Origin of the sequence: Pseudomonas sp. NFR02 (assembly GCF_900119375.1) — a bacterium.
Lineage (GTDB): Bacteria > Pseudomonadota > Gammaproteobacteria > Pseudomonadales > Pseudomonadaceae > Aquipseudomonas > Aquipseudomonas paracarnis.
The window spans coordinates 241,445-267,937 of record NZ_FPJJ01000005.1 but is presented as its reverse complement, the minus strand read 5'-3'; the positions used below and the strand labels follow the sequence as shown (position 1 = coordinate 267,937).

Genomic DNA, 26,493 nt, shown 5'->3' with positions numbered 1-26,493 from the left:
GACCGACAAAGTCTAGGCGCTGCAAGGCGTCCGGGGCCAGCGATACCTTACTGTATAAATATCCAGAAAAACCTCGGGTGGTTGCTTCCATCCTCGACACTGCTAGCATCCGTGTCTCTCAAGTCGCCTCGCAGTGCCAAGGATCGCAATGCCATCAACCCCTCTGGATACCCACTATCAGATAGAAACGCCCGAGGGCATCGACCTGCCCCTGCGCCCTGCTGGCCTGCCCTCCCGGGCATTGGCGTTTGCATTCGACCTGGGCGTGCGCGGGATCATCATGGGTATCCTGCTGGTGCCGCTGGCGCTGCTCGGCAATGTGGGGATCGGGCTGGGTTCGCTGCTGCTGTTCCTGGTGAGCTGGTGGTACATGGTGTTGTTCGAAGTGCTCAACCAGGGCTGCTCGCCAGGCAAGCAGGTCATGGGGCTGCGCGTGGTACAAGATGACGGCACGCCCATTGGCTGGTCGGCATCGCTGATCCGCAACCTGCTGCGTTTTGTCGACATGCTGCCCTTCGGTTATTTCCTGGGCGCGATCAGTTGCCTGCAACATCCGCACTTCAAGCGGCTCGGCGACCTGGCCGCCGGTACGCTGGTGGTCTACCGGGAATTGCCGCTGGTACGCCCAAGCATCCCTCAAGCGCCCGCCCTGCGCCTACCCTTCGCACTGGAGTTGAGCGAACAGAGGGCCATCCTCGGTTTCGCCGAACGCCAGGCCGAACTCTCGGCCGAACGGGTGCATGAATTGGCCGCCATCCTCGCAGAGCCCCTGCAGGTGTCTGCGCCGCGCGCCGTGGAGCAACTCAACGGGGTAGCCCGTGGTTTGTTGGGGCCGACATGAAGCAGAGCCTTTTTGAAAGCCGCCACCAGCGCCAATGGCATACCTTCGCCGAGCAGTTGACACAACTGGAGCAAGGTAAAGCCAAGGCCGCCGATGTTGCCGACTTCCCGCATCAATATCGACGCCTGTGCCAACATCTGGCCCTGGCTCAGCAACGCGGCTATAGCAGTTACCTGGTCGACACGTTGCAACAACTGGCACTGCGCGGCCATCAACAACTGTATCGCCATCGCAGCCAACTGACGGCAAACATACTGGCGTTTCTTCTCGCCGACTTCCCGCGCCTGGTACGCGAACAATGGCGCTTCGTGCTGATCGCTGGCCTGCTATTCTTTGGCAGCCTGGTGGGGATAGCCCTGCTGGTGTACCTGTTCCCCGATCTTATCTACAGCATCATCAGCCCCCAGCAGGTGGCCGACATGCAGGGCATGTACAACCCCGACGCCAGCCGTCTGGGCCGTGCTGCCGAACGGGCCGCCAGCGAAGACTGGATGATGTTTGGCTATTACGTGATGCACAACATCGGCATCGCCTTCCAGACCTTTGCCGCCGGCCTGTTGTTCGGCCTGGGCAGTGTGTTCTTCCTGATTTTCAACGGCCTGGTCATAGGTGCAGTCTCCGGGCACCTTACCGACATTGGCTATGGCCAGACCTTCTGGTCGTTTGTCATTGGTCACGGCGCATTCGAGTTGAGCGCCATCACGCTGGCCGGTGCCGCAGGTTTGCAACTGGGCTGGTCACTGGTTGCCCCCGGGCGCTTGGCACGCAGCGAGGCCCTGCGCCTGGCCGCCCGCAAAAGCGTACGGATGCTTTGCGGTGTCATGGTGTTCCTGTTGATCGCAGCCTTTATCGAAGCCTACTGGTCCTCAACCACTCGCATTGAGCCCTGGATCAAATACGCAGTAGGCGCCGCGCTCTGGCTGCTGGTGGCCGCTTACCTGTCCCTGGCCGGGCGGAGTCGCCATGCGCCTGACTGACGCCAGCGTGGTGATTCGCCCGCGTACTTCCTGGGAAGCCATGGACCTGGGCGTACTGATGGCCAGGGAACACCGTGTCCTGCTGATGGGCAGTTGGGCGCTGGTAAGCTTGCCGGTATTCAGCCTGTTGACGGTGCTGCTCTGGAATTACCCGTCTTTGGTCATGTTCCTGTTCTGGTGGCTCAAGCCGGCCTTCGACCGCTTGCCGCTGTACATTCTGTCCAAGGCCCTGTTTGGTGAGCCCCCCAGCCTCAAACAGGCCGTTCGCCAGTGGCCGCAATTGCTCAAGGGGCAACTGTTCGCAAGCCTGACGTGGCGGCGGCTGAGCATGAGCCGCAGCTTCACCCTGCCCGTCAGCCAACTGGAAGGCCTGGACGGTGACGCACGTCAACGACGCCTTGGAGTGTTGCTGCAACGTAACGCTGGCGCCGCACGCTGGCTGACGACCATCGGTGTGCACATGGAAATCGGCCTTTGGTTTGGCGGCATGACCCTGTTCTATCTCTTCATCCCGCAACAGGTTGAACTGGACTGGGACTGGCAACGGCTAATATTCGCGTCAGCCTCGGACGTGCTTTGGCTTGAGCACCTGAGCAATGCCTTCTATGCCCTGGTCCTGGTGTTCTGGGAACCCATCTACGTCGCCTGTGGCTTCAGCCTGTACCTCAACCGCCGCACAGTGCTGGAGGCCTGGGACCTGGAACTGGTATTCCGTCGGCTGCGCCAGCGCCTGAGCAATGTTGCACCGCTGCTGTTGCTGGTGGTTGGCCTGGCGTTGCTACACATCAGCCCACCGACCATGGCAGATGAAACCACAGCCCATAAGCCACTTAGCACCCAGGCCGCCAGCCAATCCATCCAGGCGTTGCTGGAAAAGCCACCTTTCAAGAACCCGGAAACCGTCACACGCTATCGGTTTGGCGAAGAAAAAGCGCCGGTTAAAAACAAGGCCACGGGCGACGGCAAATTACCTGGCTGGCTCCAGGCACTGCTCGACAACCTTAACAGCGACACCTTCAAATACGTCGCCAAAACTTTGGAAATACTGCTCTGGAGCCTTGTGATTGGCGGCCTGGCCCTGGTGTGCTGGCGTTACCGTGAATGGTTGCGCACGTTCGTCAGCCGCCTTGGGCCTACTCGCACGGCCGCTCCCTCGCCCGTTCCCGCTCAGTTGTTCGGGCTGGAACTGGGCACCGAGACATTGCCCGAAGACATCGCCAGTACCGCCGAACAACTATGGCCCACCCACCCACGGGAAGCCCTTGGCCTGCTGTATCGCGGGTTGCTCAGCCGGCTGTTGCACGAGTTCGACCTGCCACTGACAAGCGCCGATACCGAGGGGCAGGTACTGGAGCGTGTTCATCATTTGCAACAACCGCAGTTACTGGCGTTCAGCGACGAACTGACACGCCACTGGCAAAACCTGGCCTATGGTCACCGTCTGCCGCCTTCTTCAGCCCAACAAAAACTGTGCAGCGACTGGCGTGCTCTTTTCAGTGACGGAGCGGGCCAATGAATCGCGCGCTATTGTGGACAGCGCTGTTGTTGGCGTGCCTGGTGGGTGCGGGCGGCTTATATGCCTGGCACAAGGCAATTCCCTACGAGGAAGTGGTTGACCGGGGCCCGTCGCCAGAGGCTCGCGCCAATCCCTATCTGGCCGCCGAGCACTTTCTACGCCAGCACGGCTTGGTCGTGGCACACGCCAAGGGCCTTGAACGACTCGCCGAACTGCCCGCCAAAGGCCATAGCCTGTTGTTGCTGGGAGAGCGCAGCAACATGACCCCACGCCAGGTCGACCAACTGCTGGGCTGGGCAAAAGCCGGTGGCCACCTGCTCCTGGTCGCCGAGGCATTATGGGATGAAGAAGCCGGCACAAGCGGTGACCTGCTGCTTGATCGCCTCACTATCCGCCAAACCTTGAGCGACGCCTTCGACGAACCCGTGCTACCGCGTAAAAAAACCAAACCGGATCTGACCAAGCTCTATGTCGACAACGAAACCGCACCGGCGTACTTTAGTTTTGACACTTACTTCAACCTCACCGACCCCAAGCACCTGGCGCAGTTTTCCGCCAACAGCGCCCAGTCCAGCCACCTGATGCAACTCGACCTGGGGCAAGGTCGCGTCACGGTGATCACCGACAGCGACCTATGGAAAACCACAGATATCGGCAACCATGATAACGCCTGGTTGCTGTGGTACCTGAACCAGGGCACTGACGTCACCCTGCTGTTCAACAGCGACACAGACGATCTGTTTACTCTGTTGCTCCGTTATTTCCCCCAGGCCCTCGTCGCCCTGGTTGCGCTGCTTGCTTTGGGGCTGTGGCAGGCAGGCATGCGCCAGGGCCCGATCCAGACACCGGCGCCCAAGGCACGTCGCCAGCTGCAGGAACACTTGCAGGCCAGCGCGGACTTCCTATTGCGCCGCAGCGGCCAGGGCACGTTGTTGCAAGCCTTGCGACACGACATCCTGCGCGCAGCCCGGCGACGCCATCCAGGGTTCGAACACCTCGATGCGTCAGAGCAACGCCAAGTGCTGGAACACCTTACGCGACAACCCCCTCACATCATCAGCCAGGCGCTTGAGCCCGTTGCGCTGAAGCGGCTTTCCAGCGCCGACTTCAGCCGTCAGGTGGCGCACCTGCAAACCCTCAGGAATGCCTTATGAGCGACTCTCCACTGGCCACCGCCCTGACCGCCGAAAACCTTCAGCAGGCCAGCCAGCAGGCCCAGGCGCTGCGCGTGGAATTGCGCAAGGCCGTGATTGGCCAGGACCTTGTGATTGACGACGTGCTCACCGCCCTGATCGCAGGCGGCCACGTCCTGCTTGAAGGCGTGCCTGGCCTGGGCAAGACCTTGCTGGTACGGGCCCTGGCCCGCTGCTTTGGCGGTGATTTCGCCCGCATCCAGTTCACCCCGGACCTAATGCCCAGCGATGTCACCGGCCACGCCGTTTACGACCTGCAGACCGAACAGTTCAAACTGCGCAAGGGGCCGTTGTTCACCCACCTGTTGCTGGCCGACGAGATCAACCGTGCACCCGCCAAGACCCAGGCAGCGCTGCTGGAGGCCATGCAGGAACGCCAAGTGACCCTGGAGGGCGAGGCGTTGCCCATCGGCCAGCCCTTCATGGTCCTGGCGACCCAGAACCCTATCGAACAGGAAGGCACCTACCCACTGCCCGAGGCCGAACTGGACCGCTTCATGCTCAAGGTGCGAATGGACTACCCGGATGCTCTACAAGAGCTGGATATGGTCCGCGAAGTGACGCGCTCGTCCAAGGCAGACATGTTGGAGGTGCAGCCGTTGCGTACCGTGCTGCAAGCCGAGGACGTGGTACGGATGCAGCAAATTGCCAGTGACTTGCCGTTGGATGAGCAGGTGCTCGACTACGCCGTGCGCCTGGCCCGTGCCACGCGCAGTTGGCCGGGGCTGGCCATCGGTGCCGGCCCCAGGGCCTCCATCGCTCTGGTACGCGGTGCCCGTGCCCGTGCGCTGTTGCGCGGTGGCGAATTCGTCACCCCCGATGACATCAAGGGCTGCGCCCTGGCGGTACTGCGTCACCGGGTACGCATCGCACCAGAGCTGGACATCGACGGCTTGGAGGTCGACCAGGTGCTCCAGCAGTTACTCGACCAGATTGCGGCACCAAGGCAATGACGCGGCCATGAAACCGACTCGTCTGCTGCTGACCTGGCTGGGCGTTCTGCTCGGCTTGAACATCTTGTTGGGCGCTTCGGCAGCGTTGCAGTTCAAAGTGCCCGCCACCTTGCATTCGGTAGCCTGGGGCCTGCTGCTGGCCCTGTTGCTGCTGGCGATGCTGGATGCCGCACGCTTGCGTCGCCGCCCCTCGGTCCGCGTATACAGGACACTGCCCGGCAGCCTGGCGCTGGGGCGCTGGGAAGAAATACGCCTGTGCCTGGAGCACGACTACCCGCAACCACTGACCGTGCAGGTGTTCGATCACGTGCCCGATGGCCTGGGTGTGGAGAACCTGCCTCAATTCATTCAACTACGCCCCGGTGAACGTGCTGAGCTGGGCTATCGCGTGCGCCCCTTGCGGCGCGGGCACTTCCATTTCAGTCGCTGCGAGCTGCTGCTGCCCAGCCCATTGGGGCTGTGGTCGGCACGACGATGGGTCGACACCCGCGATTCCACCCGTGTTTACCCGGATTTCGCGCGCTTATACGGTGCGCAGTTACGGGGTGTGGATAACTGGCTGAGCCAACTGGGCGTGCGCCAACATCAGCGGCGAGGGTTGGGCCTGGAATTTCACCAACTGCGCGAGTTTCGTGAAGGTGACAGCCTGCGTCAGATCGACTGGAAAGCCACCGCCCGCCAACGAACGCCCATTGCCCGGGAATACCAGGACGAACGCGACCAGCAAATCGTGTTCATGCTCGATTGCGGCCAGCACATGCGCAGCCAGGATGACGAACTTTCCCATTTTGATCACGCGCTCAATGCCTGCCTGCTGCTGAGCTATGTCGCCTTGCGACAGGGCGATGCGGTAGGGCTGTGCACGTTCGCCAGCGACCAGCCGCGCTACCTGAAGCCGGTCAAGGGCAGTGGCCAATTGAACCTGTTGCTCAATGCGGTCTATGACCTACAGACCACGCGAAAAACCGCCGACTACCAGGCGGCCGCCAGCCAGTTGTTGGCACGTCAAAAACGCCGGGCGCTGGTGATCATCGTCACCAACCTGCGGGATGAGGAGGATGAAGCGCTGATGGCTGCCGTCCAGCGTATCGGCAGGCATCACCGGGTACTGGTGGCCAGCCTGAGGGAAGAGGTCCTCGACCAGCTACGTCAGACGCCTGTGCAGACATTGCCCGAAGCCCTGGCTTACAGCGGCACGATCGATTACCTCAACACCCGCAACCAACGCCATGATCGTTTGAGTGCCCATGGGCTGTCGGTGCTCGATACCTTGCCATCGGCGCTGGGTGCCGGGCTGGTCACACGCTATCTGGAGTGGAAAAAGGCCGGGGTATTCTGAGGATGACTGCGCAGGGGTATGGCCAGGAAACGGCCACGACCCCACGCATAATTCAGACAGAGGCCTGCAAAGGATAAAAGCTGAAGTACTGCAACAGCGCGTTGATCAGGTGCCGGTATTCCTCGGGCGCCTCAAGCACGCTGAACCCCGAGTCGTAATGCTGCGGGGTGACATCCTCGTGGCTCCACAAGCAGGTTGCCGTGAGGTCAATCGCCTTGAACTCGCCTTGCGCCACCGGCACTTTCAAGCGCAGCTCGAAATCCACCTCGGTCATCATGGGTAACGAGCTGATCAGCATCAGACCGTTTTCAGACACATTTCCAAGATAGCCGATTGGCTTGTCGGTAATACGATTGAACACCTGCAGAAAATACGGCAGTTGATGCCGCTCGATCCGTCGTTCGGTAAACATGGTGAAGTCGCCATCCAATAGCCAAAAATCTGGCCGTGCCAGTGATTCGGAACAAGCAATCGCTCGCTCTCCCTGGATTTCGGTGTGACAAAACCTACCGCTTGTCACCAAACAGCTGCCGAATCCGGGCCTTGCATCCGTTCGAATGGGAAACTGCACAAACAGACATTCAAAGATTAGCCCAAGACTGGCGACAGGCCAGCTATAAAATGACAAATACCATTACAACGACGCAGGCCTTGGTTTTGCCAGGCCTGCAGCCGGCAGATGCCCCAGTTGCTGCAAGGTATCGAGCCGCGCGCGGGCTCGATAGGCGTACTCGCTAGACGGGTAGTGGCCGATGATGAACTGATAGGTCTGCGCGGCATCGACAAACAGTTTCTGGCGTTCCAGGCACTGCCCGCGCAACATCGAAACCTCCGGTTGCACGTAGCGGCGGGTACGGCTCTCGCGATCGACCTGGGACAACTCCAGGGTGACACGCTGGCAATCACCGACCCCATAGGCGCGGTAAGCGTTGTTCAAATGATGGTCCATCGACCAGCGGGTACAGCCGACAACACTGACGGCCAGGGCAGCAACGAGCAAAATTCGCATGGGGTTCTCCTGTCTTGTGCAGTGTATCGACCCCTGGTCGAAAATCTTCAAGGCGTTTGCCCATTCAACCGCAGCCAAAACAAGCCAATCGTCGATAAGTAGTGCAAACGAACAATGACTACAACGAAAGAGCATAGTAGCCTTCCCCAGCGCTTGAACTCAGGAGTCCGTGCATGTCCGTCCGTCGTACCAAAATCGTCGCCACCCTTGGCCCGGCCAGTAACTCGCCGGAAGTCCTCGAACAGCTGATTCTGGCTGGTTTGGACGTCGCCCGTCTGAACTTCTCCCACGGCACCCCGGACGAGCACAAGGCTCGTGCCAAGCTGGTGCGTGACCTGGCCGCCAAGCATGGCCGCTTCGTTGCACTCTTGGGCGACCTGCAAGGCCCGAAAATCCGTATCGCCAAATTTACCAACAAGCGGATCGAGCTGAAGATCGGTGACAAATTCACCTTCTCCACCAGCCACCCGCTGACCGAAGGCACCCAGGACGTGGTGGGCATCGACTACCCGGACCTGGTCAAGGACTGCGGCGTCGGTGACGAGCTGCTGCTGGACGACGGCCGTGTGGTCATGCGCGTCGACACTGCCACGCCGACCGAACTCAATTGCACCGTGATCATCGGCGGCCCGCTGTCCGACCACAAAGGCATCAACCGTCGCGGTGGTGGCCTGACGGCGCCGGCCCTGACTGAAAAAGACAAGGCTGACATCAAGCTCGCCGCCGAAATGGAAGTGGACTACCTCGCCGTGTCCTTCCCGCGGGACGCCGCCGACATGGAATACGCCCGTAAGCTGCGCGACGAAGCCGGCGGTACCGCCTGGCTGGTAGCGAAGATCGAGCGTGCTGAAGCCGTGGCCGATGATGAAACCCTCGACGGCCTGATCAAGGCTTCCGATGCCGTGATGGTTGCCCGTGGCGACCTGGGCGTGGAAATCGGTGACGCCGAGCTGATCGGTATCCAGAAGAAGATCATCCTGCACGCACGCCGTCATAACAAAGCAGTGATCGTTGCGACCCAGATGATGGAGTCGATGATCCAGAACCCGATGCCGACCCGTGCCGAAGTGTCCGACGTGGCCAACGCCGTGCTCGACTACACCGACGCCGTGATGCTCTCGGCTGAAAGTGCCGCCGGCCCGTACCCGCTGGAAGCCGTGCAGGCCATGGCGCGTATCTGCGTCGGTGCCGAAAAGCACCCGACCAGCAAGACCTCCAGCCACCGCATCGGCAAGGTTTTCGAAAGCTGTGACCAGAGCATCGCCCTGGCTGCCATGTACACCGCCAACCACTTCCCGGGTGTCAAGGCCATCATCGCCCTGACCGAAAGTGGCTACACGCCGTTGATCATGTCGCGCATCCGTTCCTCGGTGCCTATCTACGCTTTCACCCCACACCGCGAAGCCCAGGCCCGCGCGGCCATGTTCCGCGGCGTGTACACCATCCCGTTCGACCCGGCGTCGCTGGCACCGAACGAAGTCAGCCAGAAGGCGATCGACGAGTTGGTCAAACGCGGCGTCGTGGAGAAAGGCGACTGGGTCATCCTGACCAAGGGCGACAGCTACCACACCACCGGTGGCACCAATGGCATGAAGATCCTGCATGTGGGCGACCCGCAGGTCTGAGTGACAAGCTGAAAAACAAAAGCCCCGCCCTGTGAATGGCGGGGCTTTTTGCATTTCAATGCAGGTCAATGTGTTGAAAATTTCAGGACCTCATCGCAGGCAAGCCAGCTCCCACAATAGTCAGACAACTCGGTCTACTGTGGGAGCTGGCTTGCCTGCGATGGCGTCATCGGCTCCGGACGATAAGCTCCGATACCGACTTGACCAGGCTTTTCATAACGTAAAAGGGCGAGCCAGGAACACATCCGCCAGCAATTGATTACGCGGCAGTCCCGCCAGGAACAAGCGCTTGGAAAAGGCCTCGACGCTGGCAGGGTGCCCGCAAAGCAAGGCCAGGGTGTGCCGGGAAACCAGCCGCAGTTGCGCCAACGCCGGCTGCAACTGCGCCGCGGTCCATAGCTCCACGGTGAGGTGCCCATGTTGCGCGGCAAGCGCTGCCAGGGGTTCAGCCAGATAATGAGCCTCGGCCTCATGGGCCAGGTGAATCACGCGAATCTCGCCTTGATGATCCTGGCGCAGTGCCTCGCGCAACACGCCCCACAAGGGGCCCAGGCCAGTACCGGAGGCCAGCAGCCACAAGGGTCGTGATTGCCAGTCAGGATCATAGTGCAGCGCTCCACCCCGCAGTTCGCCCAGGCATACAGGATTACCGACCTTCAACTGTCGCGCGGCATCGCTGAAGGCACCGGGTTGACGGCAGTCGATATGGAACTCCAGATACGGCTCCTCCTGGGGCAAACTCGCCAGGGAATAAGGGCGTGCCACCTGCCCTGCCCACAGCACCAAATGCTGCCCGGCCCTGTACCGCAGGGCACGTTCTGGTTGCAGGCGCAGGCGCAGTACCGTCGAACTCAGCCAATCGGCGCCCACCACCTGGGCGGGCGAGCCATCGCGCTGGGGATCAAACGCGTCGACCTTCAGGTCCGCAATGACCCGACACTGGCACGCCAGGCGCCAACCTTGCTGGCGCTGCGTCGGGCTCAGGGCTTCGGGCTGCTGGTCGTCAACCTCACCCTCGCAACGCACCAGGCACGCATGGCAACTGCCGGCCCGGCAACTGAAGGGCACGGCCACACCGGCCTGATTCAAGGCATCCAGCAGGTTGCTGCCGGGGGTGACCGACCAGTGGCGTTCGCCGACATACAGTTCAGGCATATAAAGACTCGATCATAAGGAGCGCGCACAGGGAATCATGCCTGCGACAGTTTGACCATAGTCGGGTGTATCGGCCACCGTGCCGGGTTATACTGCCGCGCCTTTTTAGCGTCGCGCCTGCACCATTCTGGCGTGCCTTGGAAAGATGGCTTCAGCCGACCGATGCAACACTGAGGCCATCTTTATTGAATGTTCCCTTATAGAGGAGCGCGACTCATGACCGTGATCAAGCAAGACGACCTGATTCAGAGCGTTGCCGACGCCCTGCAATTCATTTCCTACTACCACCCCGTTGATTTCATCCAGGCCATGCACGAAGCCTACCTGCGCGAAGAATCGCCGGCAGCCCGTGACTCCATCGCCCAGATCCTGATCAACTCGCGCATGTGTGCCACCGGCCATCGCCCGATCTGCCAGGACACCGGTATTGTCACCGTGTTCGTGCGCGTGGGTATGGACGTGCGCTGGGACGGCGCCACCATGGGCCTGGACGACATGATCAACGAAGGCGTGCGTCGCGCCTACAACCTGCCAGAAAACGTCCTGCGCGCCTCGATCCTCGCCGACCCGGCCGGCGCCCGCAAGAACACCAAGGACAACACCCCTGCGGTCATCCACTATTCCATCGTCCCGGGTAACACCGTGGAAGTGGACGTGGCGGCCAAGGGTGGCGGCTCCGAGAACAAGTCGAAAATGGCCATGCTCAACCCGTCCGACTCGATCGTCGACTGGGTGCTCAAGACTGTTCCGACCATGGGCGCCGGCTGGTGCCCACCGGGCATGCTCGGCATTGGCATCGGCGGTACCGCCGAGAAAGCCGCGGTAATGGCCAAGGAAGTGTTGATGGAGTCCATCGACATCCACGAGCTGAAAAAGCGCGGCCCGCAAAACCGTATTGAAGAAATGCGCCTGGAGCTGTTCGAGAAGGTCAACCAACTGGGCATCGGCGCCCAGGGCCTGGGTGGCCTGACCACCGTGCTCGACGTGAAGATCATGGACTACCCGACCCACGCCGCGTCCCTGCCGGTGTGCATGATCCCCAACTGCGCCGCCACCCGTCACGCGCACTTCGTGCTGGACGGCTCGGGCCCGGCGTCGCTGGAAGCGCCATCGTTGGACGCCTACCCGGAAATCGTCTGGGAAGCTGGCCCATCGGCCCGCCGCGTCAACCTCGACACCCTGACCCCGGAAGAAGTGCAGAGCTGGAAGCCGGGCGAAACCGTCCTGCTCAACGGCAAGATGCTTACCGGTCGCGATGCGGCGCACAAGCGCATGGTCGAGATGCTGAACAAGGGCGAAACCTTGCCGGTGGACCTCAAGGGCCGCTTTATCTACTACGTCGGCCCGGTTGATCCGGTGCGCGAAGAAGTGGTTGGCCCAGCGGGCCCGACCACTGCGACGCGGATGGACAAGTTCACCCGCCAGATCCTGGAGCAAACCGGCCTGCTGGGCATGATCGGCAAATCCGAGCGCGGCCCGACCGCCATCGAAGCGATCAAGGACCACAAGGCCGTGTACCTGATGGCCGTGGGCGGCGCCGCTTACCTGGTGGCCCAGGCCATCAAGAAGTCGCGCGTGGTTGCCTTCGCCGAACTGGGCATGGAAGCCATTTACGAGTTCGACGTCAAAGACATGCCGGTCACCGTTGCAGTGGACAGCAAAGGTGAGTCCGTCCACATCACCGGTCCTGCCATCTGGCAGAAAAAGATCAGTGACAGCCTGGCGGTAGAAGTGCAGTAAGCACCACCTCCAAAAGAATAAAGGCGACTGCGGCCCCATGGCCCAGTCGCCTTTTTTCTGCCTGAAACAAGAGGGCTAGCTCCCACACAAGCTCCTTGGTCACAAGATATGAGCTGCCCATGCTATGGTGCTCGCCCCTTACCGTGCCTGTTCATCATCGTATGATCGTGATCCCTCGCCCCCTGCGCCTGACCTTCTATTCTCTGTTGATCATCGCCGGTGCGGTGCTGGCTGCCGCCTTGGCCACGCGCCATGCCGAACGCCAGGCCTTGGTGGACGACGCCGCCCGTGCCAATCAGCAGCTGGCGCTGTATGCCAACTCGCTGCACACCCTGATCGAACGCTACCGTGCCCTGCCCGCCGTGCTGGCGCTGGATTCGGAGATGATCAGCGCCTTGAAGGGCCCGCTGGACGCCACCACGCAAGACCGGCTCAACCGCAAGCTGGAGCGCATCAACGGCGCTGCGCAGTCTTCGACCCTGGAACTGATGGACCGCACCGGCCTGGCCGTGGCCGCCAGCAACTGGAACCTGCCCAGCAGTTATGTCGGCCACAACTACGCGTTCAGGCCGTATTTCAGCCAGACCTTGAGCCACGGCACCGGGCGCTTTTATGCAGTGGGCGTGACCACGGGTATTCCGGGCTACTTTCTTTCCAGTGCGGTCGTGGATGAGCACGAGCAGTTCCTCGGCGCCATGGTGGTCAAGCTGGAGTTCCCCGAGCTGGAGCGCGAGTGGGCCCAGGGCAATGACCTGCTGTTGGTCAGCGATGCGCGGGGCATCGTGTTTATCGCCAACCAGCCGGGCTGGCGTTATCGCAACCTGCGGCCGTTGTCCGAAAATGACCTGGCTGAACTCAAGGCCACCCGCCAATACGATAAGAAGCAACTGCAGCCGCTGGACACCCAGCTCCTGCAACGCTTTGACGAAAACAGCCACTTGATTCGCGTCGGCGGCCCCGACGGCAACGCCAATTACATCTGGGAGTCGCTGCCGCTCAAGCGCGAAGGTTGGACCCTGCACCTGTTGCGCAAACCCCAGTTTGCCTTTGAAGACCAACGTAACGCGGGCCTTGCCGCTGCGGGTTCGTGGCTGGCATTGGTGTTCTTGGTGCTGTTCCTCAGCCAGCGCTGGCGCCTGGCCCGCTTGCGCCAGCGCAGCCGTGAAGAACTGGAGCAATTGGTCGAAGAACGCACCCAGGCGCTGCGCACCGCCCAGGATGGCCTGGTGCAGTCGGCCAAGCTGGCGGCATTGGGGCAAATGTCGGCCGCCCTCGCCCATGAAATCAACCAGCCGCTGACCGCCCAGCGCATGCAACTGGCGACGCTGCGGCTGCTGCTCGACCATGGTCGCGTGGACGATGCCTACAAGGCGCTCACGCCATTGGATGACATGCTCACGCGCATGGCCGCGCTCACCGGCCACCTCAAGACGTTCGCGCGCAAGAGCCCCAGTGGCCTGCGCGAAAAGCTGGACCTGGCGACGGTGGTCGACCAATCCTTGCACCTGCTCGACGCGCGCCTGCGTGACGAAGCCATCGGTGTGGTGCTGGACCTCACCCGCCCGGCCTGGGTACGTGGCGACGCGATCCGCCTGGAACAGGTGCTGATCAACCTGTTGCGCAACGCCCTCGACGCCATGGCCGATAAACCGCGCAAGCGCCTGGAAATCCGCCTGCACGCCGATCAGCAGCTGTGGCAGTTGAGCGTCTGCGACAGCGGCGGCGGGATTGCCGAAGAACATTTGAGCAGCGTGTTCGACCCATTTTTCACTACCAAACCGGTGGGCGACGGGCTCGGTTTGGGACTCGCGGTGTCCTACGCTATCGTGCATGAACTGGGCGGACGCCTGAGTGCCGCTAACCGTGGCGATGGCGCGACTTTCACCTTGACCCTGCCTATCGCCCTGGAGACGCCAGACCTATGTTGAACGCGGTGATTGTGGTCGATGACGAAGCCAGTATTCGCACGGCCGTCGAGCAATGGCTGAGCCTGTCGGGGTTTGACGTGCAGTTGTTCAGCCGCGCCGAAGAGTGCCTGGCGCAACTGCCCAAGGACTTTGCCGGGGTGATTCTGAGCGACGTGCGCATGCCGGGGCTCAGCGGCCTTGAACTGTTGGCCGAGGTGCAGCGCCGCGATGCCGATTTGCCGGTGATTTTGCTCACCGGCCATGGCGACGTGCCAATGGCCGTCGAAGCCATGCGTGACGGCGCCTATGACTTCCTGGAAAAACCCTTCAGCCCCGACGCCTTGCTCAACAGCCTGCGCCGGGCGTTGGACAAGCGTGGCCTGATCCTGGAAAACCGCCGCCTGCATCAACAGGCCGATCATCGCGCGCAGTTGGAGTCCAGCCTGCTGGGTGTGTCCAAGGGCCTTCAAAGCTTGCGCCGCCAAGTGCTGGACCTGGCGAGTTTGCCGGTCAATGTGCTGATTCGCGGTGAAACCGGCAGCGGCAAGGAGTTGGTCGCCCGCTGCCTGCACGACTTCGGCCCACGCGCAAAGAAGCCGTTCGTGGCCCTCAATTGCGCGGCAATCCCCGAGCAGTTGTTCGAAGCCGAACTGTTCGGACATGAAAGCGGCGCTTTCACCGGCGCCCAGGGCAAACGTATCGGCAAGCTGGAATATGCCCACGGCGGCACCTTGTTCCTGGATGAAATCGAAAGCATGCCCCTGGCCCAGCAAGTGAAATTGCTGCGCGTGTTGCAGGAACAGAAGCTGGAGCGACTGGGCTCCAACCAGAGTATCCAAGTGGACCTGCGCATCATCGCTGCCACCAAGCCCGACCTGCTGGAAGAAGCCCGTGCCGGGCGCTTTCGCGAAGACCTGGCCTATCGGCTCAACGTCGCGCAACTGCGCCTGCCGCCATTGCGTGAACGTCGCGAAGATATTCCGCTGCTGTACGAGCATTTTGCGCAAAGCGCCGCCGAGCGTCTGGGCCGCCAGGTCGAGCCCTTGAGTGGGCCACAGTTGGGGCGCCTGCTCAGCCATGACTGGCCGGGCAATGTGCGCGAACTGGCCAACGTCGCCGAGCGCCAGGTGTTGGGGCTGGACGAGCCGGAACCGCAAGGGATCGAGGCCGGGCAGTCGTTAGCAGCGCAGCAAGAAGCGTTCGAGGCACACTGCCTGAAGGCCGCGTTGACGCGTCACAAGGGCGATATCAAGGCGGTGCTGGCCGAGTTGCAACTGCCGCGCCGTACCTTCAATGAGAAGATGCAGCGGCATGGGTTGGTAAGGGAGATGTTTCTCTGATCCCGCTTCTGTATCGATTGGAAGGACGTCTTCGCGAGCAAGCCCGCTCCCACATTTGAAATGCATTCCAACCTGTGGGAGCGGGCTTGCTCGCGAAGAGGCCAGTAGCCATAAGCGGATTTCCGCTCACCACCCCAAAACCATCAGCGACTTTCCGCTCAATAAAATCCCGCAACCCTTCTATTGCGGGCCTTCCTCTACCTGGCACAGCTCCTGCTATAGCCCCAACAGGCTGCGCACGCGCCGCTCCATAAAAACAACTAGATGAAGGATCCTTCAATGGATAACTCCAACACCGTGCCTCTGGGATCGACGGCCGCAAAAGCGCAGGAGCGCACCACCTCCAGCCGCATCAAGTCGATCTTCAGCGGATCGGTCGGCAACATGGTCGAATGGTACGACTGGTACGTCTACGCCGCCTTCTCGCTGTACTTCGCCAAAGCCTTCTTCCCCAAAGGCGACACCACTGCCCAACTGCTCAACACCGCCGCGATCTTCGCCGTGGGCTTCCTGATGCGCCCGATCGGTGGCTGGCTGATGGGCCTCTACGCCGACAAAGTCGGGCGTAAAAAAGCCTTGATGGCCTCGGTGTACCTGATGTGCTTCGGCTCGCTGCTGATTGCCCTGAGCCCAGGCTATGAAATCATTGGTATCGGTGCGCCGATCCTGCTGGTGTTTGCCCGCCTGCTGCAGGGCCTGTCGGTCGGCGGCGAATACGGCACCTCTGCCACCTATCTCAGTGAGATGGCCACCAAGGAACGTCGCGGGTTCTACTCAAGCTTCCAGTACGTGACCCTGATCTCCGGCCAGCTCATCGCGCTGGCGGTGCTGATCGTGCTGCAACAGGTGCTGACTACCGAACAACTGTACGCCTGGGGCTGGCGCATCCCGTTCGCCATCGGCGCCCTGTGCGCAGTGGTCGCGCTGTACCTGCGTCGCGGCATGGAAGAAACCGAGTCGTTCACCAAGAAAGAAAAAGCCAAGGAAAGCGCAATGCGCACCTTGATGCGTCACCCCAAGGAACTGATGACCGTGGTCGGCCTGACCATGGGCGGCACCCTGGCGTTCTACACCTACACCACCTACATGCAGAAATACCTGGTGAACACGGTCGGCATGAGCATCTCCGACTCCACCACCATCTCGGCGGCGACGCTGTTTCTGTTCATGTGCCTGCAACCGATCATCGGCGGGCTGTCGGATAAAATCGGCCGCCGCCCGATCCTGATCGCCTTCGGCGTGCTTGGCACCCTGTTCACCGTGCCGATCCTCACCACCCTGCACACCATCCAGAGCTGGTGGGGCGCGTTCTTCCTGATCATGGCGGCGCTGATCATCGTCAGCGGCTACACCTCGATCAACGCCGTGGTGAAGGCCGAGCTGTTCCCGACCGAAATCCGCGCACTGGGCGTGGGCCTGCCGTATGCCCTGACCGTGTCGATCTTCGGCGGTACCGCTGAATACATCGCGCTGTGGTTCAAGAGCATCGGTATGGAAACGGGCTACTACTGGTACGTGACCGCGTGTATCGCCGTGTCGTTGATGGTCTACGTGACCATGAAAGACACGCGTAAACACTCGCGAATCACCACTGACTAACAGCCTAATGCAGTAAAAACTGTGGGAGCGGGCTTGCTCGCGAAAGCGGAGTGTCAGTCGATAGGTTCATTGACTGGCACACCGCTTTCGCGAGCAAGCCCGCTCCCACATTGGATATGATGGAGGCCCCAAAATTGAGAGCAGAACAGGGCCATGTCCGACGATATCCACTTTTACGAACCCGCCAACGGCCACGGCCTGCCCCATGACCCGTTCAATGCCATCGTCGGCCCACGCCCGATTGGCTGGATCTCCTCGCACGACCGCGAAGGCCGCCTGAACCTGGCGCCCTACAGTTTCTTCAACGCATTCAACTACATTCCGCCGATCATTGGGTTTTCCAGTGTCGGGCGTAAAGACAGCCTGAACAATATCGAACAGACCGGCGAATTCGTCTGGAACCTGGCCACCCGCCCGCTGGCCGAGCAGATGAACCAGAGCTGCGCGGCCGTATCGCCCGAGGTGAATGAATTCGAACTCTCCGGCTTGACGCCGGTGGCTTCGAAAATCGTTGGCGTACCACGGGTGGGCGAGAGCCCGGTGTCGTTCGAGTGCAAGGTGACGCAGATCATCCAGCTGCAACGTGCCGACCAACAGTTGGTGCCGAGCTGGCTGGTGCTGGGCGAGGTGGTTGCGGTGCACATCGCCAAATGGTTGCTCAAGGACGGGATCTACGACACCGCTGCCGCCGAGCCGATTTTACGCGGGGGTGGCCCGGCGGATTATTTCCAGCTGGGGCCAGAAGCGCTGTTCAAGATGTACCGCCCAGGCGCCACCAAACCCTGACTGCAATGCAATCAAAACTGTGGGAGCTGGCTTGCCTGCGATAGCGGTGGGTCAGTTAACCCAAGAGTGACTGATACACCGCTATCGCAGGCAAGCCAGCTCCCACATTGGTTAGGTGTGCTGTCTCAGCGTTCAGCAGTCGCCCAGGTCAGTTGGCCTTCTGCATCCACATCGACCAGATGCTCGAGTTGCAACGTCGCCGCATCATCGGCATCGGACGCTGTCTTGAACGTCTGCCCATCAAGGATCTTGTGAAACCTGGGTGCGCCCATGCCATCCAGTGCCTTGACGGCGACGGCGGCGCTGTAGCCACCTTCGCCCGGTACTACGGCGGAAACGGCTTCGTGGTGGGCAAATTGTTTACGTGCCATGTTGCAAGTCCTGGCCAATGGAAAGTCGGCCATTCTAACCGTTAACCGGCCAGTTGCAGGTACTCGCCGTAGGCCTGTGCCGCCGATGCGTCGGTGAAGGTCTGGAAGTCCATGCTGCGCACGACCATGTCGTTCAGAAGCTCAGTGAAGATCATCAGGGCCGGAGAGTTGAAGTAGGCGCTCATGGCCTGCTCGCTGCTCCAGAACCCGGATACCAGCCATACATCGGGGTCGACCTGGGAGTGCTGCAACGAGAATTGCAGGCAACCCTGGGCCTGGCGACCCGGTTCGATCAAACTGCTCAAGCGTGCACCGAGTTCGGTGCTGCACCCGCTACGGGCGCGGATAAAGGCCATATGGCTCGCGGGAATGGGGGTGGACATGTTCGACTCTCCCGTTGAGAAGTGATGCTCGGCAAGCACAATGAGGGCGTGTTGCCACAGGATCAAAGATAACGGCGCGGCGGTAAGCGCGGTTAGTCAATTCCTGCAGGCTTATTGCACAATCCTGCGAGAAGCGTAGGGAGGACGTTCGGTCTCAGAATTTATTCCAGGCCCAGGCCCCATGTTTCAGGCAGATGACAGGCTGCGTACTTGCCTGATTCACGCGATCTCGCAGGATCAGGCAAGGATGCTGCAGAATCGACGTAACACTTTTTGAAAAGCCGCCGCTAAGCTGAGCCCATCAAAGCCGCGTGTAGAGGACGCCCCATGCCGTCGCCCGAATCCAAGCCCGTTCCCCTCGATGCCGAGATGGAGAAACAACGCGCCGAGCTGGCCAGTATCGTGCACCGCCATACCTGGGAGGACGGCTCCTACGGCACGGCGATCACCTCGCTGTACCTGAACCGCCACAACGCGCCCCGGGACTTCATGCCGGTGCTGGTGGAACCCGCGCTGTGCATCCTAGCCAGTGGCAGTAAGGAAGTGCGCCTGGCCGACGAGATCTTTGCCTACGACCCGCTTAACTACCTGGTGTTCTCGGTGGCGATGCCGGTGGCCGGCCGCATTATTGACGCCACCGCCGAGGACCCGAACCTCTCGGTGCGTATCAATATCGACCCGGCGCAGCTCACCGCGCTGATCGCAGAGGCCGGGCCGATGGGCGTGCCCTCGCGCCCGACCTCACGAGGCATGTACGTCGACCGCATCGATCACGCACTGCTCGACGCGGTGCTGCGCCTGACCCGCTTGCTGGACACGCCTAAAGACATCGCGATGCTCGCGCCCTTGATCAACCGTGAAATTCTCTACCGCTTGCTGCGTGGCCCGCAGGGTTATCGCCTGTATGAAATCGCTGTGGCTAACAGCCAGAGCCATCGGGTGAGCCAGGCGATCACCTGGCTGAACGGCAACTATGAACAGCCGCTGCGCATCGACGACCTGGCCAAGGAAGTGAACCTGAGCGTCTCGACCTTGCACCACCGTTTCAAAGCGATCACGGCCATGAGCCCGCTGCAATACCAGAAGCAACTGCGCTTGCAGGAAGCCCGGCGGCTGATGATTGCCGAAGGGCTGGAGGCCTCGGCGGCGGGCTATCGGGTGGGGTATGAAAGCCCGTCCCAGTTCAGCCGGGAGTACAGCCGGTTGTTCGGTGCGCCGCCGCTGCGCGACCTGGCCCGGTTGCGCCAGAGCATCTGATGTACGCAGAGCAACATGTGGGAGCTGGCTTGCCTGCGATGGCGGTGTGTCAGTCACTAATGAGTCAACTGAACCACCGCTATCGCAGGCAAGCCAGCTCCCACATTTGATCTCAGGTGTTTGTTAGTCCAAGGTTCTTGGTAGTTGCAGGGTGACGCGCAGGCCGCCTTCGCGCAGGTTCTGCAAACTCACTTCGCCCCCATGGCTATGGGCAATATTGCGCGCAATGCCCAACCCCAGCCCGTAACCCTGCTGCTGACCGGCCAGTCGAAAGTGCGGTTCAAATACCTGTTCCAGCCGCTGCTGCGGCACACCAGGCCCCTCGTCATCCACATGCAGAATGAACTGCGCGCCATCGTCCTCGATATGCAAATGCGCGTTCTGCCCGTACTTCAGCGCGTTGTCGATCAGGTTGCCGATGCAACGCTTGAGCGCCAGCGGCTTGCCTGGGTAGGCTGACAGCGCCGCGCCATCGAGGGTCACTCGGCCATTGCCATGGGGGGCCAGGTATGGCTCCACCAGGCATTCGAGGACGTGGTTGAGGTCCACCGGCTGGATGTTTTCGTGGATGTCGGTGTCTTTCACGCATTGCAACGCGCCCTTGACCAGCAATTCAAGTTCATCCAGGTCACGGCCGAATTTGTTTTGCAGGTTCTCGTCCTCCAGCAATTCCACGCGCAGGCGCAGGCGGGTGATGGGTGTGCGCAGGTCATGGGAAATCGCGCTGAACAACTGGCTGCGCTCGGTCAGGTAACGGCTGATGCGTTCACGCATGGCATTGAACGCACGGCCCACTTCCACCACTTCACTGCCGCCGCCTTCAGCCACCGGCTCCACATCGGCGCCCAGGGACATGTCCCGCGCCGCTCGCGCCAGGCGCTTGAGCGGTCGGCTTTGCCAGTGCACCAGCAGGCCGATGAACAGCAGCAGAAAACCGCTGGTGAGCACGATGAACCACACCTGCTGGGACGGCAGGCCTTGCTCTTCCAGGCTGGTGTAGGGCTCGGGCAATAGCGAGGCGATGTACAGCCATTCACCGGGTGCCAGTTGGATCTGGGTGACCAGCACCGGCGGGTTCACCGGCTCCAGGGTCAACGCGTAATGGGCCCAGGAGCGTGGCAGTTCGTCGAGCTTCAGGCCGGCATTGAAGATGCGCAGGTCTTCGGCGCTGACGAACTCCACCGAGATATGCACGTCGGCACCCAGGGTCTGGCGCAGCACTTCATCCACTGCCACCAGCACCGCCTGCTTGCGTGGGGTTTCGGGCAATAGCTGCATGTCCAGCGGGCGATCATTGAGGGTCACCACAAAACGCGTGCCGCCCATGCTGCGCAATTGGTCCAGCACCAACGGGCGATAGGCCACCGGCAGCGACCGGAAGTAACTCACGCTGGCAGTCATTGAATGCGCTAGGCTGCGGGCGCTGGTGACCAAGCCCTCAAGCTGGGTGGCGCGCAATTGCGACACCCAGATCACGCTGGACAGCGCCTGGGCGAACAGCACCGCCAGTAAGGTCAGCAGTAACATGCGCCCCAGCAGCGAGCGGGGTACCGGGAAGCGGCGACGGCGTTCGTTCAGCGCTTCAGTGGGCATTGCCGGCAACCACGCTGGCTGCCAGTTGATAGCCGCTGCCGCGCACGGTGCGGATCAGCCGCGGAGGTTTCTCGGTGTCGCGCAGGCGCTGGCGCAAGCGGCTGACGGCCATGTCGACGATACGGTCCAAGGGCATGAGGTCGCGGCCACGGGTGGCGTTGCCGATGGTGTCGCGGTCGAGGATCTGTTGCGGGTGGTCGAGAAACAACTTGAGCAAGGCGAAGTCGGCACCGGAGAGGATCACCTCTTCACCATCCACATGAAACAAGCGGTGGCTGATCATATCCAGGCGCCATTCATCGAACACCCACACATCACCGCCGCTGCTGCGCTCCTGGCCGAATTGGCAGCGGCGCAGCAGTGCCTTGATACGCGCCTGCAACTCGCGGGGGCTGAACGGCTTGCCGATATAGTCATCGGCGCCCAGCTCCAGGCCGATCACGCGGTCGGCTTCGTCGGAACTGGCGGTGAGCATGATGATCGGCACCTGCGCCTGGCGCGGGTGCTGGCGAATCCAGCGGCACAGGCTGAAGCCGTCTTCGTCTGGCAACATGACATCGAGGATGACCAGGTCGCACGGCGCCTCGTTCATTGCCTGGCGGAACCCCGCACCGTCGGACACGCCACGGACCTGGAAGCCGGCGCGACTGAGGTAGGTTTGCAGCAATTCGCGGATTTCCTGGTCGTCGTCGACGAGGAGAATGGATTTACTGATTACGCTCACGGAGGCCTCCTTGTTGTTATGGCCTGGCTTAAATCATCGGGTGCGCTTTAGGCCGTCATCGCAGGCAAGCCAGCTCCCACACTTGGAATGCATTCCAGACTGTGGGAGCTGGCTTGCCTGCGATGGCGCCATTATGACCTATGCAAAAGCTTGCTCAAGCGCCACACCCGCCCCAGTCAGCCCGGAATACGGCGCCGTCACCAACCACACTGGAATACCTTTGAAGTAGTCGCTCATGCAGCCTTTATCCGCGAAGCTTTTGGCGAAACCACTGGCGATAAAGAAGTCGGCAAACCTCGGTATCACCCCACCCACGATGTACACGCCACCGCGTCCACCGGTGGTCAAGACGTTATTGCCCGCCACCCGGCCCAGCCAGATGCTGAACTGGTCCAATACTTCCATCGCCACCGGATCGCCGGCCAGGCCCGCCGCCGTGATGGCTTCGGGGGTGTCGAGCACCGGCTCATGCCCATCCACCGCGCAAATCGCCCGGTACAGCCGTGGCAGGCCGCCACCGCTTAACGCGGTTTCGGCGCTGACATGCCCGATCTCGCTGTAGATGTGTTGCCACAGCTGGGTTTCCCGTGGGCTGCTCAGGGGCAGGTCGACATGCCCACCCTCCCCCGGCAATGCTGCCCAACGGCCTGCGCCGAGGTCCAGCAAGGTGCCGACACCAAGACCCGTACCTGGGCCGATCACCACGGCCGGGCGCAAGGGCTCCGGCGTGCCTTCGCAGACCACGCGGAATTCGTCGGGCTTGAGCCGGGTCATGCCCAGGGCCATGGCCGAGAAGTCGTTGACCAGCAACAGTTCATCCACCTGCAGGGCCTGGCAAAACGCGGTTTTGCTCAGGCGCCAGTGGTTGTTGGTGAACTTGAATTCATCGCCGCTCACCGGCCCGGCCACCGACAGGCACACCGCACCGATGTCGCCGATTTCCAGGCCTTCCTCTTTGAGATAGACCTTGATCGCCTCTTCAGGGCTGCCGTGATCCGCCGTGGCATGCACGCGGATCGAATGCAGTTCCTGATCCCGCCATAACGCAAAACGGGCGTTAGTCCCCCCGATGTCACCGACCAGCGCAAGCTTCACTTAAGCGTCTCCAAGGCAGAGGTAAAGGCGCTGGCGCCCTGCTCTGCGGAGCTTGCGGCCAAGCGCATGAATGCAAACAGCTCGCGACCGGCTCCCACGTTATTGCCCAACAGGCCCGTGGCAGGCGTGCGCGCTGCAAATACTTCGGCGTCCACCTTAAGCTCCAGGGTGCCGGTAACGCCATCCACACGGATGATATCGCCATCCTGGACCCGCGCCAGCGGCCCGCCGCTCTGGGCTTCGGGGTTGACGTGGATCGCGGCAGGGATCTTACCCGACGCGCCGGACATTCGCCCATCTGTCACCAGCGCCACCTTGAAACCACGGTCCTGCAACACGCCCAGGAACGGGGTCATCTTGTGCAGTTCCGGCATGCCGTTGGAGCGCGGCCCCTGGAAGCGCATCACCGCGACAAAGTCTTTTTCCAACAGGCCAGCCTTGAAGGCATCGGCCAGGTCCTGCTGGTCCTGGAACACCACCGCGGGCGCTTCGACAACCTGATGCTCCGGCGCTACCGCCGAAACCTTCATCACGCCACGGCCAAGGTTGCCTTCCATCACGCGCAAGCCGCCTTCCGGCGAGAACGCACGGGCCACCGGGCGCAGGATGGTTTCGTCGAGGCTTTCGATCGGGCCGTCGCGCCAGACCAGTTCGCCATCCACCAGGAAAGGTTCCTGGATATAGCGGCTCAAGCCCTTGCCGGCCACGGTGTTGACGTCTTCGTGAAGCAGGCCGGCTTCCAGCAGTTCGCGGATCAGGAACGACATACCGCCCGCCGCCTGGAAGTGGTTGATGTCAGCCTTGCCATTTGGATACACGTGGGACAGGGTCGGCACCACCTCGGAGAGGTCTGCCATGTCCTGCCAGGTCAGGATGATGCCTGCCGACATGGCAATGGCCGGCATGTGCAGGGTGTGGTTGGTGGAGCCGCCAGTGGCGTTGAGCGCAACGATGGAGTTGACGATGGACTTCTCGTCGACAATCTCGCCAATCGGCGTGAAGTTGCCATTGGCCTTGGTCAAACGCGTGACCTGGTGCGCAGCTTCACGGGTCAACGCATCCCGCAGGGGCGTGTACGGGTTGACGAACGAAGCGCCAGGCAAGTGCAGGCCCATGACTTCCATCAGCAACTGGTTGGTGTTGGCGGTGCCGTAGAAAGTGCAGGTGCCGGGGCTGTGGTAGGACTTCATCTCCGATTCCAGCAGTTCTTCGCGGCTGGCCTTGCCTTCGGCATAGCGCTGGCGCACATCGGCCTTCTGCTTGTTGGAGATACCCGAGGGCATCGGCCCGCCTGGCACGAAAATCATCGGCAGGTGGCCGTAGCGCAGCGCGCCCATCATCAGGCCAGGAACAATCTTGTCGCAGATGCCCAGCATCAGCGCGGCGTCAAACATGTTGTGGGACAGCGCTACCGCCGTGGACATGGCAATGACTTCACGGCTGAGCAGGCTCAGTTCCATGCCCGGCTCGCCCTGGGTCACGCCGTCGCACATGGCGGGGGTGCCGCCGGCGAACTGACCGACCGAGCCGACTTCGCGCAGAGCCTTTTTGATTTGTTCGGGGAAATGCTCGTAGGGCTGATGCGCCGAGAGCATGTCGTTATAAGAAGAAACAATTGCAACGTTGGCGGCATTCATCATGCGCAGGCTGTTTTTGTCTTCGGTGCCGCAACCGGCCACGCCGTGGGCGAAGTTGGCGCATTGCAGCTTGCCGCGCATCGGACCGTCGCTGGCTGCGCCGCGAATGAGCGCAAGGTAAGCCTCGCGGGTGGCGCGGCTGCGGGCGATAAGCCGTTCGGTGACCTCAAGAACGCGGGGATGCATGTATAGAACTCCAGGCTAACGGATGTGGCGACCTGGGAGTCTATGCTGATCAAACGCCCACGGCTCATGGGATGGCAGGGGGTCGTTTGGATCATCGGACCAGTTGATTCAGGTCACTCGTTGTAGATTGAACAAAATATTGCCACTAAAAAGGCTTGTTTTCTATTTTTATGCGAATAATCTTGTAATTCTTACAACAAATCGACGACAGGCACTTTCCGATGACTCTTCGAATCGCAATCAATGGTTTTGGCCGTATCGGCCGTAATGTCCTGCGCGCACTGTATACCCAAGGCTATCGCCAGGATCTGCAGATCGTCGCCATCAACGATTTGGGCGACAGTTCGATCAATGCCCATCTGCTCAAGTACGACACCGTACACGGCACTTTCGACGCAGAGGTTGCCCACGATCAGGAAAGCCTGACCGTCAATGGTGATCGGATTGCCGTGAGTGCCATTCGCAACCCCGCCGACCTGCCGTGGGCTGCGCACAAGATTGACGTGGTGTTCGAATGCACCGGCCTGTTCACCGACCGTGACAAAGCTGCCGCGCATATTAGCGCTGGCGCGCGCAAGGTGATCATCTCCGCCCCGGCCAAAGGCGCGGACGCGACTGTGGTCTACGGGGTAAACCATGACATTTTGCGTCAATCCCACCAGATCATTTCCAACGCATCGTGCACCACCAACTGCCTGGCGCCGGTCGCCCAGGTGCTGCATCGCGAGCTGGGCATCGAAAGCGGGCTGATGACCACTATTCACGCCTACACCAACGACCAGAACCTCACCGACGTGTACCACACCGACCCGTACCGCGCGCGTTCGGCCACCCAGAACATGATCCCGAGCAAGACCGGCGCCGCTGAAGCGGTGGGCCTGGTGCTGCCGGAACTGGCAGGCAAGCTGACCGGCATGGCGGTGCGTGTACCGGTGATCAACGTGTCGCTGGTGGACCTCACCGTGCAGTTGAAGAAAGAAGCCACGGCCGATGAAGTCAACGCCCTGCTCAAACACGCCAGCCAGCATTCGAAGATCCTCGGCTACAACACCCTGCCGCTGGTTTCCAGCGACTTCAACCATAACCCGCTGTCGTCGATCTTCGACGCTAATCACACCAAGGTCAGCGGCAAATTGCTCAAAGTGCTCGCGTGGTATGACAACGAGTGGGGCTTCTCCAACCGTATGCTGGATAACTGCCTGGCGTTGTGTAACGCCGAGTAACTCCACAAGATCGACCAGATCGTTCCCACGCTCTGCGTGGGAAT

At 61.3% G+C, this 26,493-nt stretch carries 23 protein-coding genes; 14 read left to right on the top strand and 9 right to left on the bottom strand.

Annotated features, from left to right (window positions below; all coding sequences use genetic code 11):
* Positions 1-148 precede the first annotated feature (148 nt).
* From BT199_RS17190 to BT199_RS17165, 6 genes are read left to right on the top strand one after another with little or no spacing between them, the layout of a single operon-like run.
* Entirely contained in the window at positions 149-841 is a 693-nt protein-coding gene (locus BT199_RS17190; protein ID WP_014719736.1) for an RDD family protein, read from the top strand.
* Positions 838-1,818 (top strand): stage II sporulation protein M, encoded by a 981-nt coding sequence (locus BT199_RS17185; protein ID WP_019821231.1) that lies wholly within the window; start codon positions 838-840, stop codon positions 1,816-1,818. The genes BT199_RS17190 and BT199_RS17185 overlap by 4 nt, the downstream gene beginning before the upstream one ends.
* Positions 1,805-3,334: a DUF4129 domain-containing protein gene (locus BT199_RS17180; protein WP_032902737.1), complete on the top strand. Its 1,530-nt coding sequence runs from the start codon at positions 1,805-1,807 to the stop codon at positions 3,332-3,334. Before BT199_RS17185 ends, BT199_RS17180 begins: the two co-directional genes overlap by 14 nt.
* Positions 3,331-4,488 carry a DUF4350 domain-containing protein gene (locus BT199_RS17175; RefSeq protein ID WP_072435113.1) on the top strand — a complete coding sequence of 386 codons (1,158 nt, stop codon included), beginning with the start codon at positions 3,331-3,333 and terminating at the stop codon, positions 4,486-4,488. The genes BT199_RS17180 and BT199_RS17175 overlap by 4 nt, the downstream gene beginning before the upstream one ends.
* The gene (locus BT199_RS17170; RefSeq protein WP_020302717.1) at positions 4,485-5,480 is read left to right on the top strand and encodes an AAA family ATPase; all 996 of its coding nucleotides are present in this window, start codon (positions 4,485-4,487) and stop codon (positions 5,478-5,480) included. The genes BT199_RS17175 and BT199_RS17170 overlap by 4 nt, the downstream gene beginning before the upstream one ends.
* A 7-nt stretch (positions 5,481-5,487) precedes the next feature.
* Entirely contained in the window at positions 5,488-6,819 is a 1,332-nt protein-coding gene (locus BT199_RS17165; RefSeq protein ID WP_072435112.1) for a DUF58 domain-containing protein, read from the top strand.
* Positions 6,820-6,871: 52 nt separating this feature from the next.
* On the opposite strand, the gene BT199_RS17160 is transcribed toward BT199_RS17165, so the two are convergent.
* Both BT199_RS17160 and BT199_RS17155 read right to left on the bottom strand, forming a co-directional pair.
* Positions 6,872-7,231: a PilZ domain-containing protein gene (locus tag BT199_RS17160; protein WP_019821226.1), complete on the bottom strand. Its 360-nt coding sequence runs from the start codon at positions 7,229-7,231 to the stop codon at positions 6,872-6,874.
* 222 nt (positions 7,232-7,453) lie between these two features.
* Positions 7,454-7,828: a tetratricopeptide repeat protein gene (locus BT199_RS17155; RefSeq protein ID WP_003193903.1), complete on the bottom strand. Its 375-nt coding sequence runs from the start codon at positions 7,826-7,828 to the stop codon at positions 7,454-7,456.
* Positions 7,829-8,001: 173 nt separating this feature from the next.
* Here BT199_RS17155 and pyk point away from each other — a divergent pair, with 173 nt between their 5' ends.
* Complete coding sequence (gene pyk, locus BT199_RS17150; protein WP_003193904.1) at positions 8,002-9,453, top strand: pyruvate kinase; 1,452 nt, start codon at positions 8,002-8,004, stop codon at positions 9,451-9,453.
* A 213-nt stretch (positions 9,454-9,666) separates the two neighbouring features.
* Here the strand turns inward: pyk and BT199_RS17145 are convergent, their stop codons facing one another.
* Entirely contained in the window at positions 9,667-10,608 is a 942-nt protein-coding gene (locus tag BT199_RS17145; protein WP_072435110.1) for an iron-sulfur-binding ferredoxin reductase, read from the bottom strand.
* 216 nt (positions 10,609-10,824) lie between these two features.
* Here BT199_RS17145 and BT199_RS17140 point away from each other — a divergent pair, with 216 nt between their 5' ends.
* The 5 genes from BT199_RS17140 (at position 10,825) to BT199_RS17120 (ending at position 17,980) form a co-directional block, all read left to right on the top strand.
* Positions 10,825-12,348, top strand: a complete 1,524-nt coding sequence (locus tag BT199_RS17140; protein WP_034128606.1) for a fumarate hydratase — start codon at positions 10,825-10,827, stop codon at positions 12,346-12,348.
* Positions 12,349-12,509: 161 nt separating this feature from the next.
* Positions 12,510-14,276, top strand: coding sequence for an ATP-binding protein (locus BT199_RS17135; protein WP_072435108.1), 1,767 nt, complete (start codon positions 12,510-12,512; stop codon positions 14,274-14,276).
* Positions 14,270-15,595, top strand: a complete 1,326-nt coding sequence (locus BT199_RS17130) for a sigma-54-dependent transcriptional regulator (RefSeq protein WP_072435107.1) — start codon at positions 14,270-14,272, stop codon at positions 15,593-15,595. The genes BT199_RS17135 and BT199_RS17130 overlap by 7 nt, the downstream gene beginning before the upstream one ends.
* A gap of 279 nt (positions 15,596-15,874) precedes the next feature.
* The gene (locus BT199_RS17125) at positions 15,875-17,194 is read left to right on the top strand and encodes an MFS transporter (RefSeq protein WP_014719746.1); all 1,320 of its coding nucleotides are present in this window, start codon (positions 15,875-15,877) and stop codon (positions 17,192-17,194) included.
* Positions 17,195-17,347: 153 nt separating this feature from the next.
* Positions 17,348-17,980 carry a flavin reductase family protein gene (locus BT199_RS17120; RefSeq protein WP_038451372.1) on the top strand — a complete coding sequence of 211 codons (633 nt, stop codon included), beginning with the start codon at positions 17,348-17,350 and terminating at the stop codon, positions 17,978-17,980.
* 125 nt (positions 17,981-18,105) lie between these two features.
* On the opposite strand, the gene BT199_RS17115 is transcribed toward BT199_RS17120, so the two are convergent.
* Entirely contained in the window at positions 18,106-18,351 is a 246-nt protein-coding gene (locus tag BT199_RS17115) for a hypothetical protein (RefSeq protein WP_019817340.1), read from the bottom strand.
* 41 nt (positions 18,352-18,392) lie between these two features.
* Entirely contained in the window at positions 18,393-18,734 is a 342-nt protein-coding gene (locus tag BT199_RS17110; RefSeq protein WP_003193915.1) for an antibiotic biosynthesis monooxygenase family protein, read from the bottom strand.
* Positions 18,735-19,061: 327 nt separating this feature from the next.
* Here BT199_RS17110 and BT199_RS17105 point away from each other — a divergent pair, with 327 nt between their 5' ends.
* Positions 19,062-19,991, top strand: a complete 930-nt coding sequence (locus BT199_RS17105) for an AraC family transcriptional regulator (protein ID WP_003193916.1) — start codon at positions 19,062-19,064, stop codon at positions 19,989-19,991.
* 123 nt (positions 19,992-20,114) lie between these two features.
* On the opposite strand, the gene BT199_RS17100 is transcribed toward BT199_RS17105, so the two are convergent.
* The 4 genes from BT199_RS17100 to edd all read right to left on the bottom strand — a co-directional run bounded on the left by BT199_RS17100 (position 20,115) and on the right by edd (position 25,226).
* Positions 20,115-21,584, bottom strand: a complete 1,470-nt coding sequence (locus BT199_RS17100; RefSeq protein WP_014719750.1) for an ATP-binding protein — start codon at positions 21,582-21,584, stop codon at positions 20,115-20,117.
* Positions 21,574-22,308 (bottom strand): response regulator, encoded by a 735-nt coding sequence (locus tag BT199_RS17095; protein ID WP_003193918.1) that lies wholly within the window; start codon positions 22,306-22,308, stop codon positions 21,574-21,576. Before BT199_RS17095 ends, BT199_RS17100 begins: the two co-directional genes overlap by 11 nt.
* Before the next feature lie 138 nt (positions 22,309-22,446).
* Complete coding sequence (locus tag BT199_RS17090) at positions 22,447-23,403, bottom strand: glucokinase (RefSeq protein ID WP_014719751.1); 957 nt, start codon at positions 23,401-23,403, stop codon at positions 22,447-22,449.
* Positions 23,400-25,226: a phosphogluconate dehydratase gene (gene edd / locus BT199_RS17085; RefSeq protein WP_014719752.1), complete on the bottom strand. Its 1,827-nt coding sequence runs from the start codon at positions 25,224-25,226 to the stop codon at positions 23,400-23,402. Before edd ends, BT199_RS17090 begins: the two co-directional genes overlap by 4 nt.
* A gap of 221 nt (positions 25,227-25,447) precedes the next feature.
* Here edd and gap point away from each other — a divergent pair, with 221 nt between their 5' ends.
* Positions 25,448-26,449 (top strand): type I glyceraldehyde-3-phosphate dehydrogenase, encoded by a 1,002-nt coding sequence (gap, locus tag BT199_RS17080; protein WP_003193921.1) that lies wholly within the window; start codon positions 25,448-25,450, stop codon positions 26,447-26,449.
* Positions 26,450-26,493: the final 44 nt, after the last annotated feature.